This window comes from Micromonospora tulbaghiae (genome assembly GCF_900091605.1).
GTDB lineage: Bacteria > Actinomycetota > Actinomycetes > Mycobacteriales > Micromonosporaceae > Micromonospora > Micromonospora tulbaghiae.
This window is the reverse complement of the sequence record NZ_FMCQ01000001.1, coordinates 317902-335439: the sequence shown is the minus strand read 5'-3', so window position 1 is coordinate 335439 and position 17538 is coordinate 317902. Positions and strand designations below refer to the sequence as shown.

Here is a 17538-nt window from a genome sequence, read left to right as displayed (position 1 = left end):
GCTTTAGCGGTGACGACGCATGGCGATTCCGCCACCCGTGCCGGCGCGCCCGCCGTCGCAGCCCGCACCGGAGCCACCACGGGCGACGACCAGCCTGCTCACGCCGCCGACGGCCTGCCCGCCGCGCTCACCGGCCTGCGCGCGGCGATCAGTGCGGCCCGCTTCCCGCTCGCCCTGCCCTCGGCCGAGCCGGCCCGGCACGCCGCAACGAGCCTCACCGACCAGCTCGACGACTACCTGTTGCCCCGGCTGGCCCGGCTCGACGCGCCGCTCCTGGTGGTCGTCGGCGGCTCCACCGGCGCCGGCAAGTCGACGCTCGTCAACAGCCTGGTCCAGGCGCGGGTCAGCGCGGCGGGTGTGCTCCGCCCCACCACCCGCTCCCCGGTGCTGGTGTGCAGCCCGACCGACGCGGCCTGGTTCCGGCAGGGCGAGCTGCTGCCCGGCCTGACCCGGACCACCGAGCCGAGCGAGCAGCCGGGCACCCTGCACCTGGTCACCGCACCGGCGCTGCCGCCCGGCCTGGCCTTCCTCGACGCGCCCGACATCGACTCGGTGGTCGACGCCAACCGGGCGCTCGCCGGTCAGCTGCTCGCCGCCGCCGACCTCTGGCTGTTCGTCACCACCGCCGCCCGGTACGCCGACGCCGTCCCCTGGGAACTGCTGCGCAGCGCCCGCGCCCGGGGCACCGCCGTGGCGATGGTGCTGGACCGGGTACCCCCGGAGGCCGCCGACGAGATCGCCACCCACCTGTCCGAGATGCTCGCCGAGCAGGAGCTGGGCGCCTCGCCGCTGTTCGTGCTGCCGGAGACCTGGGTGGACGGGCAGGGGCTGCTGCCGGACCGGATCACCGCGCCGCTGAGCGACTGGTTCGCCCGGCTCGCCGCCGACGCCGAGGCCCGCGCCGCTGTGGTCCGGCAGACGCTCGACGGGGCGCTCGCCGCGCTGCACCCGGTCGTCGAGACGCTGGCCGAGGCCGCCGACGAGCAGGTCACCGCCGCCGACGCGCTGGACGAGCGGGTCCAGGCCGCGTACCGGAGCGCGGCGCGGAGCGTCGACCAGGGGCTCAAGGACGGCCGGCTGCTGCGCGGCGAGGTGCTGGCCCGCTGGCAGGAGTTCATCGGCACCGGCGAGTTCTTCCGTGGGCTGGAGGCCCGCATCGGGCGGCTGCGCGACCGGGTGGTCGCGGCGGTCACCGGACGGCCCGCTCCCGCTGCGGAACTGCGTACCGCGATCGAGTCCCAGCTCGTCACGCTGCTGCGTGGGGTGGCCGCCGAGGCGGCGGAGAACGCGTACACCGGCTGGAAGGCGCACCCGGCGGGCGCGGCGCTGCTGGAACCGGACCTGGCCCACCCGTCGGCCGACCTGCCGCAGCGGGCCGAGCAGCTGGTCCGCGACTGGCAGCGCGGCGTGCTGGAGCTGGTCCGGGTCGAGGGCGGTGACCGGCGGTTCGTGGCCCGCACGGCCGCGTACGCGGTGAATGCCACCGGCCTCGCCGTCATGATCGGCGTGTTCGCCTCCACCGCCTTCATCCCCACCGGGCTGGAGGTCGCCGCGGGCACCGGCACCGCCGTGGCGGGGCAGACGGTGCTCCAGGCGATCTTCGGCGACCAGGCGGTCCGCAACCTGGCCCGTGAGGCCCGCGTCGATCTGCTCGACCGGGTCGGCAAACTGCTGGCCGAGGAGGCCGCGCGCTACCTGAGCCGCACCGAGGCCGAGCGCCCGGCGGCCAACGCCGGTGCGGCGCTGCGCTGGGCCGCCGTCGAGGTCGAGCGGGCCCGGCACCGCAGCGGCCTGTTCCCGGCCCCCGAGCAGGACGGTCTCCCGTGAGCGCGAGGAGTGAGCCGGGTTTGCGAGCCCCGCAGTCGCGAACAGAGACCGGCCCCGTGAGCGCGAGGAGTGAGCCGGGTTTGCGAGCCCCGCAGTCGCGAACAGAAACCGGACCCGTGAGCGCGAGGAAGGCATCGTGAGCAACATCGTGGGACGGATGCGCGAGGCGATGCGGGGTGAGCAGCGGGTCGACCCGGACACCCTGATCGCACGGCTGACCGCGATCCAGCGGTTCCTCGGCGCGGCGGACGGCGACGTGCCCGACGCCCAGCTCGTCGCCGCGCACACGGTGGTCGAGCGCGCGGGTGACCGGCTCGCGCTCTCCGGCCGGCACACGGTGGTCGCGCTCGCCGGCGCGACCGGCAGCGGCAAGTCGAGCCTGTTCAACTCGCTGGCCCGGCTGGACCTCTCCCCGGTGGGCGTACGCCGGCCGACCACCGGTGTCGCGCACGCCTGCGTGTGGGGCCCGCTCGACGGCGCGGTCCGGCTGCTCGACTGGGTCGGGGTGCTGCCCCGGCACCGGTTCGTCCGGGAGAGCCCGCTGGACGGCGACGACGAGTCGAACCTGCACGGCCTCGTCCTGCTCGACCTGCCCGACTTCGACTCGGTGCAGCACGGTCACCGGCTGGAGGTCGACCGCCTGCTCGGCCTGGTCGACCTCGTGGTCTGGGTGGTCGACCCGCAGAAGTACGCCGACCGCGTGATCCACACGAGCTACCTGCGCGAGTTCCACAGGCACAAGGACGTCACCGTCGTGGTGCTCAACCAGGCCGACCGGCTGCACCCCACCGAGCTGCCGAAGGTCCTCGACGACCTGCGCCGGCTGCTCGACGCCGACGGGCTGGGCGGGGTGCCGCTGCTGCCGACCGTCGCGGTGGACCCGAACGGGCTGGACGGGCTGCGGGCCGAGCTGGAGCGTACGGTCGCCGAACGGCAGGCCGCCCTGCGCCGGCTCTCCGGCGACGTGGACGCCGTGGTGGCCGATCTCGAACCGCTCGTGGGGCCGGAGCCGCCGCGCACGCGGCCCGGTGACGCCTCGGCGCAGGAGCTGACCCGGGCACTCGCCGGGGCGGCCGGGGTGCCGACCGTGGCGGCGGCGGTCGAGGGCGCGTACCGGCACCGGGCGGTGAGCAACACCGGCTGGCCGATGCTGCGGAGCTGGCGCAAGCTGCGGCCGGATCCGCTGCGCCGGTTGCACCTGCCCGGGCGGGACCCGGACGCGCCGGCGGAGAGCCTGGTCGCGGCCACGTCCGTACCCGATCCGACAGCCGCCCAGCGCTCGGCTGTCACGCTGGCGATCCGCGCGGTGGCCGACCGGTCCGGCGCCGGTCTGCCGGCGCCGTGGCCGGCCGCGGTGACCGCCGCGGCCCGGGCCCGGCAGGCCGACCTGCCGGGCGCGCTCGACCACGCGGTCGCCGCGACCGACCTGGGCATGGACCGGCGGCCCGCCTGGTGGCGGGTGGTCGGCGTGCTCCAGTGGGTGGTCACCCTCGCCGCGCTCGCGGGCCTGGCCTGGCTGGTCCTGGGGTACGCGCTGCGCCTGCTCGGTCTGCCGGAGCTGGAGCACCCGACGCTCGGCGTGGTGCCCTGGCCCACCGTCCTGCTGCTCGGTGGCCTGCTGGCCGGGCTGCTGATCGCGGCGGTCACCCGGCCGGTGGTGGGGTGGGCCGCCCGGCGGGCCCGGCGGCGGGCCGAGGACCGCCTGCTCACCTCCGTGGGCAGCGTCGGGGAGAAGTACGTGCTGGACCCGGTCTGGGCGGTGCTGGCGCGCTACGGCACAGCCCGGGACGCGCTGCGCGAGGCGGGACGGCGCTGAACCCGGCGTGCTGACCGGTGTGGGGGCGGCCGGTGCGGCGTAGGGTCGATGCATGGCCACGCCACAGACCCCCTACGACGCGGTGCTGCACGCCGCGCGCGACGTGACGAGGCTCGACTCGGCCCTGGACGCGGAGATGCTCGGCGCCGCGTTGCTGGGCAGCGTCTACGCCGTCGCGGAGCACGACCGGGAGCAGGCCGTCCGCGAGTTCGTCACCGGCTTCCTCGCCGCCACGTCCCGGCGCCGCAGCGCCGCCGCGACCACACTGCGGGCCGTCTTCGCCGCCCTGGTGCCCGACGCCGAGGGCGCAGCCCGGGTCCGGCCCGGGGCGTACGCCCCGTCGTGGGCCGGCCAGCTCGGCCGGGTGCGCGTCACGGGCGCCTGGGCCTACGGCGACGTGTACGGCGACCAGACCTCCTACCTCGCCACGTTCGCGTACGACGACGAGGAGGAGGGCGGCCCGGAGCACGCCCTGGTGGCCCTCGTCGACCACAACATCGGCATCACCAAGGACGTCTTCGTCGGCGGCCCGGCCGGACGGATCGTCGAGCAGGCGCGGGAGATCTGCACCGAGGACGAGTTCACCTGGTTCCGCACCGAGGACCCGGCTCGGATGCACGCCGAGGTGAGCCGTCACCTGGCGGTCACCGACGACCTAGCCGAGCTGCCCGCGCAGGGCTCGCTCGCCACCGATCGGGCGCTCGTGGGCGCCCGGCTGGCCGTGCTGCCGGGGCCGACCCCGCCGGCCGGTCCGGCGGTCGTGCCGCCGCCCACCGACGAGGTCCGCACCCGTCTGGTGCGCGCCTTCCTCGACTCGCCCGAGGCGACCCGGTTCGGCCTGCCCGAGGTGGCCGACGGCGAGCTGGCCTCGCTGCACTTCTGCCTCGGCCTGCTGCTCGACCACGCGGCCAGCTTCCCTGATGCCGACCCGATGCGGTGGAGCCCGATGGTCGCCGAGCTGTTCCTGCTCGACTGGGTGCACCGCCGGGCCGTGCTGGACATGGACGACGCGGCGATGCTGCCGCGGGTGCTGCGCGCCTGGGCGGCGTACGCGGCCCGGCAGCGCGGGCTGTCGCAGTCGGCGGCCGCCCGGACGGACGAGGCGATCACCGAGATGGTCCCGGAGTTCGCGCGGCTCTACAGCACCGGCGAGCGGCGCAGCCCGGCCACCGCGGCGGTGGCCCAGCTCATGGCGGACGGGGTGGACCCGGACGACCCGGAGGCGCTGAACGCCTGGATCGAGGCGAACCGCCACCGCCTCACCGACGATCCGGCCTGACCGCCCGGCCCGTGCTCACGGGCCACTACGCCGTCCGGCGCGCGGCCGAGGTCGCGCTCGGCGTGCCGTCCGGCGGCGTGGCCGTCGCTCCCGGCTCCGACGTCGTACCCGTACTCGGCTCGGACGTCGGTTCCGACGACGTGGCGGAGGGCTCGGACGTCGGCTCCGACGAGGGCTCGGAGGTGGCCGACGGCTCGGCTGTCGTGACGGACGGCTCGGGGCTCGGGCTCGGCTCGGGCGTACCCGGATGCGACGGCGACGGCGACGGTGAGGGCACCGGCGACGGGCGCGGCGGGCGGACCGGTGTGGGCCGGACCGGCGCGGACGGCGGTGGCGGCGCGGCGACCGGGCGGGACCGGTGCCGGGCGCCGAGGTCGCTGTCGTCGGGCAGGGCCGGTGCCGCCGGGAGCACCGGCCGCGCCGGGGGCACCGAGGTCACGTCGACGGCGGTCGTGGGCGTGGACGGCGCCGGGGCCTGGGTGCCCCGGGGCATCGGGATGACCACCGGGCCGACCGAGGGGGTCGGCAGGAACGGCGTGCTGGTGTCGGGAAGGGCACTGTTGCCGACGGTGGCCGATCCGGTGCTGATCGCGGCGAGGATCGGCATCGAGGCGGTGCCGGCGAGCAACGCCACGGTGAGCAGGTAGCCGCGGCTGGGACCGCCTGTTCCGGGGGCACGGTGCGCGCCCACGACCCGGCGGTACGGGGAGGCGGGCAGCGCCCGGTGCCGGCCGAGGAAGGGCGTGCCGGGTGGACCCTCTGGTTCGGACACCGGCACACTCCTCACGCACGGACGGGACGGGAGAGCACGCGCGGATATCAGGACAAATGCCGCGCGGAGGCTCATCGCCAGCTTGACCCAGTGACGCTCAGTTCACCAGCCGCAACCGCGTGTCGACACACATTTTGTACGTCGGCCGCTCTCGCCACAGCGGACAAAAGCGCTTATCCGTCATGAACCCGATGGAACCTCACCGGCGAGGGAGGCCATACTGTGGGCCCGCTCACCTCCTCTGCAATCATTCAGACACGACGGCAACGCAGCCGCCACCTCCGCGTACCCCGCGGCTGGTGCGGAACGGCGCCGGCACTCCCGGGCCTGGGTCTGTCACCGACCGACTCCGGCTCACGCCGCGCGGCAACCTCTACCGAGGTCAGGCGCGGTCGCCAGGGACCGACCCGGCACCAGCCGGGCGGGCGCACGAGGTGCTCGGCTCGGGTAACCCCCGGCGCCGGCGCAGACAGACAGGGAGAGACGGATGGCAAAGGGCGACCCCGGGGCCGCCACCCGCAGCAAGCGGGCCGCACCCCGAACCAGACGCGCCGCCGCGACCGGTGAACCGGAACTCGTACAGCTGCTGACCCCCGAGGGTGAGCGGATCGAGAGCGCGCTCGGCCCGGACGGGACCGAGTACCGCGTCGACTTCACCGACGAGGAGTACCGCGGGCTCTACCGCGACCTCGTCCTGGTGCGCAAGCTGGACGCCGAGGCCACCGCACTGCAGCGCCAGGGCGAGCTGGGACTGTGGGCCAGCCTGCTGGGCCAGGAGGCCGCGCAGGTCGGCTCCGGCCGGGCGCTGCGTACGCAGGACATGGCCTTCCCGACCTACCGCGAGCACGGCGTGCTCTACTGCCGCGGCATCGACCCGATCATGCCGCTGGGCCTGTTCCGCGGCGTCGACCAGGGCGGCTGGGACCCGAACGAGTTCAAGTTCAACATGTACACGATCGTCATCGGGGCGCAGACCCTGCACGCGACCGGGTACGCCATGGGTGTCGCCATGGACGGCAAGACCGGCGGCGAGGACGGCGAGGCGGTCATCGCCTACTTCGGCGACGGCGCCACCAGCCAGGGCGACGTCAACGAGTCGTTCGTCTGGGCCAGCGTCTTCAACGCCCCGCTGGTGTTCTTCTGCCAGAACAACCAGTACGCCATCTCCGAGCCGCTGGAGCGGCAGACCCGCGTGCCGCTGTACCGGCGGGCCGGCGGGTTCGGCTTCCCCGGCGTCCGGGTGGACGGCAACGACGTGCTCGCGTCGTACGCGGTGACCCGGCACGCGCTGGACAACGCGCGCAACGGCCAGGGCCCGAGCCTGATCGAGGCGTACACCTACCGGATGGGCGCGCACACCACCTCCGACGACCCGACCCGCTACCGCATCGCCAGCGAGGTCGAGGCGTGGCAGGCCAAGGACCCGATCGCCCGGATGAAGGCCTTCCTGACCAAGCAGAAGATCGCCGACGAGTCGTTCTTCACCGAGGTCGACGAGCAGGCCCGCACCGAGTCGGTGCACCTGCGCGAGCGCGTGCTCGCCATGCCCGACCCGCAGCCGGTGACGATGTTCGACCACGTCTACCCCAACGGCTCTCCCGAGCTGGACGAGCAGCGGGCCCGGTTCACGCAGTACATGGAGTCCTTCGAGGGGAGCGCGCACTGATGGCCACGGAGACGCTCACCCTCGGCAAGGCGCTCAACACCGGCCTGCGGCGGGCCCTGGAGAACGACCCCAAGGTCGTCATCATGGGCGAGGACGTCGGCAAGCTCGGCGGCGTGTTCCGGATCACCGACGGCCTCCAGAAGGACTTCGGCGACCAGCGCGTGATCGACACGCCGCTGGCCGAGTCCGGCATCATCGGCACCGCTGTCGGCCTGGCCATCCGCGGCTTCCGGCCGGTCTGCGAGATCCAGTTCGACGGCTTCGTCTACCCCGCGTACGACCAGATCGTGTCGCAGGTGGCGAAGATGCACTACCGCTCGCAGGGCAAGGTGCGGATCCCGATGGTCATCCGCATCCCGTTCGGCGGCGGCATCGGCGCGGTCGAGCACCACTCCGAGTCGCCCGAGGCGTACTTCGCGCACACCGCCGGTCTCAAGGTGGTCAGCTGCGCGAACCCGCAGGACGCGTACGTGATGATCCAGCAGGCGATCGCGTCGGACGACCCGATCGTGTTCCTGGAGCCGAAGCGGCGCTACTGGGAGAAGGGTCCGGTGGACCTGGAGGCGCCGATCGCCGACGCGTACCCGCTGCACTCGGCCCGGGTCGCGCGATCCGGCACCGACGCGACGGTGCTCGCGTACGGCCCGATGGTGCGCACCGCGCTCGACGCGGCCACCGCCGCCGCCGAGGACGGCCGCGAGCTGGAGGTCATCGACCTGCGCACGCTCTCGCCGCTGGACCTGACCGCCGCGTACGAGTCGGTGCGGCGCACCGGCCGCTGCGTGGTGGTGCACGAGGCACCGGGCAACCTGGGTCTGGGGTCGGAGATCGCGGCCCGGATCACCGAGGAGTGCTTCTACTCCCTGGAGTCCCCGGTGCTGCGCGTGACCGGCTTCGACACCCCCTACCCGGCCGCCCGGGTGGAGGAGGAGTACCTGCCCGACCTGGACCGGGTGCTCGACGCCGTCGACCGCACCTTCGGCTGGTGAGCGGCATGTCCCGGATCAAGGAGTTCAACCTTCCCGACCTGGGTGAGGGCCTGACCGAGGGCGAGATCCTCGCGTGGCTGGTCAAGGTCGGCGACGACATCGAGCTGAACCAGCCGATCGTCGAGGTGGAGACCGCCAAGGCGGCGGTCGAGATCCCGGCGAAGTGGGCCGGACGGGTGCAGGCGATCTTCCACCCGGAGGGGTCCACCGTCGAGGTCGGCGTGCCGATCATCGCGATCGACACCGACCCGGGCGCCGGGCCGATCGAGGAGTCGACCACCGCCACCCCGACGTCGGAGCTGCCTGCCCCGTCGGCCGCGTCGCTGGCCGCGGTCCAGGTCGCGCCCGCCGAGGGCATGGTCGAGCCGGGCCTGATCGGCGGTGTCGCCCCGGGTGGGCGTACCGCCGTGCTGGTCGGCTACGGCCCGCGCAACGCCCCGGCCAAGCGCCGCCCGCGCAAGGCTGACGCGCCGGCACCTGCTCAGGCCGCCGCCCCGGTGGCACCCGCGCCTGTCGCTCCCGCGCCGGTGGCGCCCGCTCCCGCGCCGGCGGTCAACGGCAACGGCCGGGTCTCCGGTCCGGTGCTGGCCAAGCCGCCGGTCCGCAAGCTGGCGAAGGATCTCGGCATCGACCTGGCCACGCTCACCGGCTCGGGTCCGCTCGGCTCGATCACCCGTGAGGACGTACAGCGGGCGGCGAGCGGAACCCCGGCGGCGGCCGAGCCGCAGACGGTCGCGGCACCGGCCGCGTCGGCCGCGAGCTTCGGCGCGGACCGCGAGCAGCGCATCCCGGTCAAGGGGGTACGCAAGCTCACCGCGGAGAACATGGCCCGCTCGGCGTTCACCGCCCCGCACGTCACGGAGTTCCTGACCGTCGACGTGACCCGGGCGATGAAGGCGCTGGACCGGCTGCGTGACCGGCGCGAGTGGCGCGACGTGCGGGTCTCGCCGTTGCTGCTGGTCGCCAAGGCGGTGCTGCTGGCGGTCAAGCGGCACCCGATGGTCAACTCGACCTGGGCCGGCGACGAGATCGTGGTGAAGGAGTACGTCAACCTCGGCGTCGCGGCGGCCACCGAGCGCGGCCTGATCGTGCCGAACATCAAGGACGCCGGGCGGCTCTCGCTGCGCGAGCTGGCGGACGCGATGACGGAACTGGTGCAGACCGCGAAGTCGGGCCGGACGTCCCCGGCGGACATGTCCGGCGGCACGCTCACCATCACCAACGTCGGCGTCTTCGGCGTCGACACCGGCACGCCGATCCTGCCCCCGGGTGAGTCGGCGATCCTCGCCTTCGGCGCGGTACGGGAGCAGCCGTGGGTGCACAAGGGCAAGGTGAAGCCGCGCCTGGTGACCACGCTGGGCCTGTCCTTCGACCACCGGATCATCGACGGTGAGCTGGGCTCGAAGTTCCTCCGCGACATCGGGGACTTCCTGGCCGACCCGGAGGCGGCGCTGCTCGCCTGGACCTGACGCACCACGCTCCGGTCACGGCCGGTGTGCCACGGGTGAACGCCCGGCACACCGGCCGTGACCTTTTTGGGAACGGATTCGTCGGATCCTGACGTGTAAACACCTACGATCCGTAGGTACGTGGTTCAGCTCACCTAATAATCGATGGCAACAGGCGGCCCGGTGCGCTTAAATAGAGACATCAAGGGGCTGACAACCGAATAGCCAGGAGGAGAGACCCGAGATGAGCATGATCGAGCGAATCCGCACCCGCCGCGACGCCAACCGCCGCGCCCGCGCCATCGAGCACGCGCTGCGTTCCGCCAACTCGCCCGCGGTCCGCGAGGAGCTTCTCGCCATCGCCCAGCGTCACATGAGCTGACGCCACAAACCTTTCTCACCTCCTCCAGTCCGAAGACCCGCCCGACTCCGGGCGGGTCTTCGGCGTCTCGGTATCGGTCGGCACCGGGATTCCACCTCGCTCCACCGCCCGGTACGGTTGGCACGGTCGCCAACCGGCTGACTCCGGACGGATACGAGGCAGCGAAACCCATCGACGTCGTCCGGTGACTTTCGGTGACCGCTGATGCTCCCCCGAGCGGCCTCGGGCGACCACCGGATACGGTGCGGGGAGCCCGCACGGCCGGTACCCGCCGGCGACGCCGGTAGCCATGCCGACGGTTCCCCGACCGGCATCGGCGGCCGACCTGTGATGGAGGAGGCGCACCCATGACGTCCGAGGCTCCGCACCGCCCCGGCCAGGAGCCGGGCGAGGTGTCGCCGGGCACCGGCGGACCGGTGCCGTACGGCGATCAGCCGGCGCAGCAGGACAACGGGTACAACAGCGCACCCGACCTCGGCTGGGCACCGCCCCCGCCGGCCGGTCGGCCCGCGCAGCCGGCCCCGGCCTGGGCCGCGAACGACGACCAGCCACCCGCGTGGGCCCCGCCCGCGGGCCAGCCGGTGACCGGGCGGGCGACAGCCCACGTCCCGCAGCCCGCCTGGGGCGGCAACGACCAGGACAGTCCCGCCTGGGCCGGCTCCGGTGGCCCCGCCTGGGGCAACCAGGAGCAGTCCGGCCCGGACCGCGGCGCCGAGCAGGCGCCGCCCGCCTGGGCCGCCACGCCGCCGGGCAGCCCGGCCGAACCGTCGCAGGCCCCCTGGGCCACCGAGCAGAACCGTCCCGGATGGAACTCCGGCGAGCAGCAGCCGGGATGGTCGCCGTCCGGTGACCCGGCCGCCCGCGGCACCGGTTACGTGCCCGCCCCGGCCACCGTGCCGAACGAGACCTGGGTCACGCCCGCCCCCGCGGACGACCCGCACCGCTCCGGCGGCTTCGCGCCCACCGGCGGGCAGCACGACGACGCCCCCGGTCGCGCCGGTGGCTGGGCCGCCGCCGCGCAGCCGGACGACCCGAACCGCTCCGGCGGCTGGACCCCGCGCGACGAGCAGCCCGCCGCGTCCGACGACCCGAGCCGCTCGGGCGGCTGGACCCCGCGCGAGAGCCAGCCGGCCTGGGCGCCGGGTCAGCAGACCGGCGCCACCTGGCCGCCGGCCGACCCGCCCGCCCGTGCCGCCGCCGCGGTCTCGGTGCCCGCCACCGCCCGGCCGGACAACGCCTGGTCCACTCCGGAGCAGTCCGATCAGGACAACCGCCCGGCCGAGGACAGCGGTGGCTGGCGGGCGACAGGTGGGCCGCAGCACGACGAGGGACAGCGTTCCGGCGGCTGGCCCGCTCCGCAGGCCGAGAACCGGTCCGGCGGCTGGGACGAGCCGGCCCGCACCGAGGACCCGGACCGCTCCGGCGGCTGGGCCGCCGGGCGCGCCGCGAACCCCGCCGAGGCGGCACAGCCGGGCGGCTGGGAGCCGAACCAGAGCCGGCAGGCCGGCGGCTGGGGTGACGGCGCCGCCGTACCGCAGCAGCGTGACTCCGGCGAGCAGGCCGGCGCCTGGAGCGGCGCGGCCTCCGTACCGCAGCAGCACGAGCCCGGGCGGCCGTCGGACGAGCCCGCGCAGCCCGCCTGGGGCGCCGCCGCGCCGGCCGAGGCCCGCGCGAGCGTGTCCGTGCCGGCGCCCGACGCGCCCGCCGGCTGGGGCGGCAACCAGGACGAGCGTGCGGCCCCGCCGTCGCCCGAGCCGTGGTCGCCCGCCGAGGCGTGGGGCCGGTCCGAGGACTCCGCCCCGGCCTACCAGCCCGCCCCCGCGCCGGGCATCTCTGCCGGCAACGCCGTGCCGCTGCCCGCGCAGCAGCAGCGAGTGCCGGGCGCCGCGCTCGCCGCGTCGCCGCCCACCGACCGTCCGGGCACCGAACCCCAGGGGTACGAGCCGGAGCGCGGCGACGGCACCTGGGGCGCGTCCCGTGCCGAGGAGCCGCAGTCGCCTGCCGTTCCCGGACCGCGTACCTCCCCGGAGGGCGGCCCGGTCTCGGCCAGCGCGTCGGTCCCGGTGGCCAGCCGGGTCACCCCGCCGTCCGACCAGCCGCTGCCGACCAGCGGCCCCACGCCGCAGCCCCGGGTGTACGGCCGGCCCGCGCGCCCGGAGCCCGAGGAAGCCCCCGAGCACGACGAGCCCGGGTATCCCGGCCAGGACGGGCCACCCGGCAACGGCTTCCCCGGCCCGCAGTCGCGGTCCGAGGACGTCGACGGCCCGCACGGGTACGCCGGCACGTCCTCCGCGCCCGCCGCGCCGCCGTCGTTCCCCGTCGGTGTGCCGTCCTTCGTGGACGCGCCCGGCAACACCCGCCCCGCCAACGGCGTGCACCCGGGCGGCGAGCAGCCCGACGCCGCCCGTGACCCGTTCGGCGGCCAGCAGAGCCCGTACGGCGCTCCCGGCGGCCAGGACCCGTTCGGCGGCCCGGGTGGCCGGCCGGACCCGTTCGGCGCGCCGGGCGGCCAGCCCGAGCCGTTCGGCGGCCCCGGCGGCCAGCAGGATGCGTTCGGCGGCCAGCAGGCGCCGTTCGGCAGCCCGGCCGGCCGGCCCGAGCCGTTCGGCGAGCCGGACCGGTTCGGTCCGTCCGCCGGGGGACGTGCCTCGGTCGCGGTGCCCGGCCAGGGCCCGGCGGGTGGCGCGAACGCCTTCCCGCCGCCGCCTCAGCAGGCCCCGCCGGCCTGGTCGCAGGACGGGCCCGGCGCCGAGCCGGAGCAGGGCCGCTTCGACGCGTTCAAGCCGGACGCCACCGAGTCGCAGACCGAGGCGCCCCCGCCGAAGGTGCGCAACGGCCGGGTGCTCGCCGCCGTGCTGATCGCGGCGGTGCTCATCCTCGCCGTACCGCTCGGTCTGCTGACGCTGCTCGGCAAGGTCGGCGACGACAAGCCGGCCGGTTTCGACCCGGCGGTCGGCTCCTGCGTGAAGCAGTCCGGCACGAGCGCGGCGGCCGCGGACTGCGGGGAGCCGGGCGCGTTCAGCGTGGTGTCGAAGGTGGACAACAAGGACAAGTGCGCCGATCTGTCGCAGCCCTCGGTCTCGGTCGAGAGCGGCGGCACCACGCGGGTGCTCTGCCTGAAGCCCGCCGGCCAGTAACCGCACGTACGCGGAGCGCCCATCCCTCGCGGGGTGGGCGCTCCGCGCCGTTCCGGTGTGCGTCTGTTCACCCCGGGATCGCCGCGAGCGCGCCCGGCCGGTGCGGCACGATGGGGACATGAGCGCACGCGTACGGGCACCGGAACTGCGGGGTCGGGCCTGGCTGAACACCGGCGGCAAGGCGGTCACGCTGGCCGACCTGCGAGGCAAGATCGTTCTGCTCGACTTCTGGACGTTCTGCTGTATCAACTGCCTGCACGTGCTCGACGAGCTGCGCCCGCTCGAAGACAAGTACGGCGACGTCCTGGTCGTGATCGGCGTGCACTCGCCGAAGTTCGAGCACGAGAAGGACCCGGCGGCGCTGGCCGCGGCCGTCGAGCGGTACGGCGTGCACCATCCGGTGCTCGACGACGCCGAGATGGACATGTGGCAGCAGTACGCGGCCAAGGCGTGGCCGACCCTCGCCGTGGTCGACCCCGAGGGGTACGTGGTCGCCACCATGGCCGGCGAGGGGCACGCCGAAGGGCTCGCCCGGCTGATCGACGAGCTGATCGCCACCCACGAGGCGAAGGGCACGCTGCACCGCGGTGAGGGCCCGTACGTGCCGCCGGCCGAGCCGGACACCGTCCTGCGGTTCCCCGGCAAGGCCGTCCCGCTCGACGGCGGAAATCTGCTGGTCAGCGACTCGGCCCGGCACTCTCTGGTCGAGCTGGCCGCCGACGGCGAGACGGTGGTCCGCCGCATCGGCGCCGGTTCCCGGGGCCGGACGGACGGCCCGGCCTCCGCCGCCACGTTCGCCGAGCCGCAGGGGCTCTGCCTCCTGCCGCCGCACGTGGCCGAGGTGGCCGGCTACGACGTGGTGGTCGCGGACACGGTGAACCACCTGCTGCGCGGCGTACGGCTGTCCTCCGGCGAGGTGGTCACGGTGGCCGGCACCGGGCGGCAGTGGCGCTCGACGGTCGACGACCACGCGCACGACGCCCGCGCGGTCGACCTCTCCTCTCCCTGGGACGTGGCCTGGTACGAGGACCGGGTGATCGTGGCGATGGCCGGTATCCACCAGCTCTGGTGGTTCGACCCGATCAAGCGGACCACCGGCATGTACGCCGGGACCACTGTCGAGGCGCTGCGCGACGGCCCGCTGCCGGACGTGTGGATGGCCCAGCCGTCCGGGTTGTCCGTGTCGGCCGACGGCACCCGGCTCTGGGTCGCCGACAGCGAGACCAGCGCGATCCGGTGGGTCTCCGACGGCGTGATGCACACCGCCGTCGGTCAGGGCCTGTTCGACTTCGGGCACGTCGACGGCCCGGCCGACCAGGCGTTGCTCCAGCACCCGCTCGGTGTGTGCGCGCTGCCCGACGGCTCGGTGCTGATCGCCGACACGTACAACGGTGCGGTGCGCCGCTTCGACCCGGAGACCGGCCAGGTCGGCACCGTGGCGGACGGGCTGGCGGAGCCGAGCGACCTGGTGCTCACCGGTGAGGGCGACGTCCTGGTGGTCGAGTCGGCCGCGCACCGGCTGACCCGGCTGGCGCCGGGCGCGCTGACGTCGGCCGGGGCGGGCACGGTGGACGGCCCTCGGCACCGGCTGGAACGCAAGCCGACCGACGTGGCGGCCGGTGAGCTGACGCTCGACGTGATCTTCACGCCGGCGCCGGGGCAGAAGCTCGACGAGACGTACGGGCCGTCGACCCGGCTGGTGGTCTCGGCGTCCCCGCCGGAGCTGCTGGTCGAGGGCGCGGGCACGACCACCGACCTGTCCCGCAAGCTGGTGGTCAGCGGCGACGTCGCGCAGGGGGTGCTCCAGGTGACCGCTCAGGCGGCGACCTGCGACGCCGACGTCGAGCACGCGGCCTGCCACCTGACCCGGCAGGACTGGGGCGTGCCGGTCCGGGTGGTCACCGGCGGCGCGACCCGCGTGCCGCTGGTCCTGCGGGGCCTGGACGAGTCCTGACCGTCCCGTTCAGGCGAACGGGGTGGGGGTGACCCCGGCGTCGATGAGCGCGGCGCGGACCAGCTCCGCGCAGCGCACCGCGCCGGGGGTGTCCCCGTGCAGGCAGATCGACTCGACCGGGGCGGGGATGACCGTCCCGTCCACGGCGACCAGCGTGCGCTCGACGGCCATCCGGACCGCCCGGACGGCCACCTGCTCCGGGTCGGTCACCAGTGCTTCCGGCGAGCTGCGCGGCACCAGCGTGCCGTTGGGGAGGTAGTTGCGGTCGGCGAAGCCCTCGGCCACCACACGCAGGCCGGCGCCGGCCGCGAGCTGGGCCAGCACGGTGCCGGGCTGGCAGAGCACCGGCAGCTCGTGGTCGTACCCGCTGATCGCCGCCACCAGCGCGGCGGCCTGCGATTCGTCCCGGGCCGCCGCGTGGTAGAGCGCGCCGTGCGGTTTCAGGTAGCGGACCCGGGTGCGGTACAGGCGGCAGAAGGCGTCGAGCGCCCCGAGCTGGTAGATCGTCTCGTCGCGCAGCTCGGCGAAGTCGTACGCGATGTGCCGCCGGCCGAAGCCGGCGAGGTCGCGGTAGCCGACCTGCGCGCCCACCGCGACGCCGCGTTCGGCGGCGCCGGCGCAGACCCGGTGCATGGTGGCCGCGTCACCGGCGTGGAAGCCGCAGGCGACGTTCGCGGAGCTGATCAGGTCGAGCAGCGCGTGGTCGTCGCCCAGCCGCCAGCTTCCGAATCCCTCGCCCAGGTCAGCGTTGAGGTCCATGGAACGTCACCGTAGTGCCTGGCCGGGCCTGGGCGAGCGGGGTCACGTCGTCCACCACCCCGATGACCGGGTACCCGCCGGTGGTGGGGTGGTCGGCCAGGAAGACGAGCGGCCGGCCGTCCGGCGGCACCTGCACCGCGCCGAGCACCAGACCCTCGCTGGGCAGTTCGCCGGCGACCGTGCGGGTCAGGGCCGCGCCGGCCAGCCGCGCGCCGACCCGGTTGCTGTCCGGGCTCACCGTGTACGCGCCGCGGCACAGCAGGTCCAGCGCATCGGGGGTGAACCAGTCCTGCCGGGGGCCGGGGCGCACGGTGAGCCGCAGCTCGACCGGGAGCGGCAGGGTGACGGCGAGGTCGACGGGTGCGGGTGGACCGGCCGGGGTGCCGAGGGGCAGCCGGTCCCCGTCGCGCAGCGGCGGCGGTCCGAGGCCGGAGAGCGTGTCGGTGGCGCGGCTGCCGAGCACCGGCTCGACCGCGATCCCGCCGCTGACCGCCAGCCAGGTACGCACCCCGGCCCGGGCGGGGCCGACGCGCAGCACCGCCCCGGCGGGCAACGCGAGCGGCCGTCCCACGTCCCCCGGGCGCCGCTGTGCGGCCCCGGCCCGCCACTCGACGACCACGTCGGCCGGGGCCCCGGCGAGGGCCACAGCCGCCGCCCGGGTGAAGCGCAGCGCGCAGCCGGTCATGGTGATCTCCAGCCCGGCGGCGTGCTCGTCGTTGCCGACGAGCCGGTTGGCCAGGCGCAGGGCGGCCGGGTCGAGCGCGCCGGAGCGGGGTACGCCGAGGTGCGCCCACCCGGGCCGGCCCTGGTCCTGGACGGTGGTGAGCGCACCGGCCCGCAGCACCTCGATCACGACGCGTCGGCCAGCCGGACGCGGGTGCCGGGGGTGAGCCGGGCGGGCGGATCGGCGTGCACGTCGAACAGCGGCAGGTCGGTGCGGCCGACGAGCAGCCAGCCGCCCGGTGACGCGGCGGGGTAGATGCCCGCGTACGGGCCGGCGAGCGCGACCGAGCCGGCCGGCACCCGGGTACGCGGCGTGGCGAGCCGGGGCACGGCCAGCTCGGGCGGCAGCCCGGTCAGGTACGCGAACCCGGGCGCGAACCCGCAGAACGCGACCCGGAACTCGGTACGCCGCAGCCGGTCGACGACTGCGGGCACATCGACGTGCCAGTGGTCCGCGACATGCGGAAGATCCTCCCCGTCGTACACGACAGGCACCCGGACCTCGGCGGTGGTCGCGCCGGAGGTGGCGGCCCGGGGGCGCCAGCCGGCGATCCGGGCGGCGGCCGCCTCCGGGTCCGGTACGCCGTCGAGCAGCACGGTGACCGCGCCGGGGACGATCTCGGTGGCGGTCAGCTCGCCCGCCTCGCGCCGGTGCCACAGCTCGGCTCGCCACGCCTGCACCTGCTCCGCGTGGTCGCAGTCGAGGAGCAGGGCGTGCGCCCCGACCGGCCGGATCAGCATCCGGTCATCCTCCCGCCGGGTGACGTGACGGTCCACACTACTTGC

The 17538-nt window shown here is 75.2% G+C and carries 13 protein-coding genes; 10 read left to right on the top strand and 3 right to left on the bottom strand.

Features of this window, described 5'->3' with window-relative positions; all coding sequences use genetic code 11:
- Positions 1-9 precede the first annotated feature (9 nt).
- The 10 genes from GA0070562_RS01575 to GA0070562_RS01535 all read left to right on the top strand — a co-directional run bounded on the left by GA0070562_RS01575 (position 10) and on the right by GA0070562_RS01535 (position 15270).
- Complete coding sequence (locus tag GA0070562_RS01575; protein WP_091413773.1) at positions 10-1827, top strand: GTPase family protein; 1818 nt, start codon at positions 10-12, stop codon at positions 1825-1827.
- A 157-nt stretch (positions 1828-1984) separates the two neighbouring features.
- Positions 1985-3643: a GTPase gene (locus GA0070562_RS01570; RefSeq protein WP_091416015.1), complete on the top strand. Its 1659-nt coding sequence runs from the start codon at positions 1985-1987 to the stop codon at positions 3641-3643.
- A 52-nt stretch (positions 3644-3695) separates the two neighbouring features.
- Positions 3696-4922 carry a hypothetical protein gene (locus tag GA0070562_RS01565; RefSeq protein ID WP_091413770.1) on the top strand — a complete coding sequence of 409 codons (1227 nt, stop codon included), beginning with the start codon at positions 3696-3698 and terminating at the stop codon, positions 4920-4922.
- 11 nt (positions 4923-4933) lie between these two features.
- A complete protein-coding gene (locus tag GA0070562_RS01560) occupies positions 4934-5569 on the top strand; it encodes a hypothetical protein (RefSeq protein ID WP_244254140.1) in 636 nt (211 codons plus the stop codon).
- A 612-nt stretch (positions 5570-6181) separates the two neighbouring features.
- Positions 6182-7360 (top strand): pyruvate dehydrogenase (acetyl-transferring) E1 component subunit alpha, encoded by a 1179-nt coding sequence (gene pdhA, locus GA0070562_RS01555; RefSeq protein WP_013283359.1) that lies wholly within the window; start codon positions 6182-6184, stop codon positions 7358-7360.
- The gene (locus tag GA0070562_RS01550; protein ID WP_091413767.1) at positions 7360-8349 is read left to right on the top strand and encodes an alpha-ketoacid dehydrogenase subunit beta; all 990 of its coding nucleotides are present in this window, start codon (positions 7360-7362) and stop codon (positions 8347-8349) included. The genes pdhA and GA0070562_RS01550 overlap by 1 nt, the downstream gene beginning before the upstream one ends.
- Before the next feature lie 5 nt (positions 8350-8354).
- Complete coding sequence (locus GA0070562_RS01545; protein ID WP_091413764.1) at positions 8355-9818, top strand: dihydrolipoamide acetyltransferase family protein; 1464 nt, start codon at positions 8355-8357, stop codon at positions 9816-9818.
- Between the two features lie 223 nt (positions 9819-10041).
- Positions 10042-10179: a hypothetical protein gene (locus GA0070562_RS30135; protein WP_013283356.1), complete on the top strand. Its 138-nt coding sequence runs from the start codon at positions 10042-10044 to the stop codon at positions 10177-10179.
- Positions 10180-10526: 347 nt separating this feature from the next.
- Positions 10527-13316, top strand: coding sequence for an LppU/SCO3897 family protein (locus GA0070562_RS01540; protein WP_091413762.1), 2790 nt, complete (start codon positions 10527-10529; stop codon positions 13314-13316).
- Between the two features lie 118 nt (positions 13317-13434).
- Positions 13435-15270: an NHL domain-containing thioredoxin family protein gene (locus GA0070562_RS01535; RefSeq protein ID WP_091413758.1), complete on the top strand. Its 1836-nt coding sequence runs from the start codon at positions 13435-13437 to the stop codon at positions 15268-15270.
- 9 nt (positions 15271-15279) lie between these two features.
- Here the strand turns inward: GA0070562_RS01535 and GA0070562_RS01530 are convergent, their stop codons facing one another.
- Genes GA0070562_RS01530 through GA0070562_RS01520 form a run of 3 tightly spaced genes read right to left on the bottom strand, consistent with a single transcriptional unit; the run spans position 15280 to position 17493 of the window.
- Positions 15280-16029, bottom strand: coding sequence for a LamB/YcsF family protein (locus GA0070562_RS01530; RefSeq protein WP_091413755.1), 750 nt, complete (start codon positions 16027-16029; stop codon positions 15280-15282).
- Positions 16013-16984: a 5-oxoprolinase subunit C family protein gene (locus GA0070562_RS01525; protein ID WP_372443330.1), complete on the bottom strand. Its 972-nt coding sequence runs from the start codon at positions 16982-16984 to the stop codon at positions 16013-16015. Before GA0070562_RS01525 ends, GA0070562_RS01530 begins: the two co-directional genes overlap by 17 nt.
- Positions 16879-17493, bottom strand: a complete 615-nt coding sequence (locus tag GA0070562_RS01520; protein WP_091416011.1) for a 5-oxoprolinase subunit B family protein — start codon at positions 17491-17493, stop codon at positions 16879-16881. Before GA0070562_RS01520 ends, GA0070562_RS01525 begins: the two co-directional genes overlap by 106 nt.
- Positions 17494-17538: the final 45 nt, after the last annotated feature.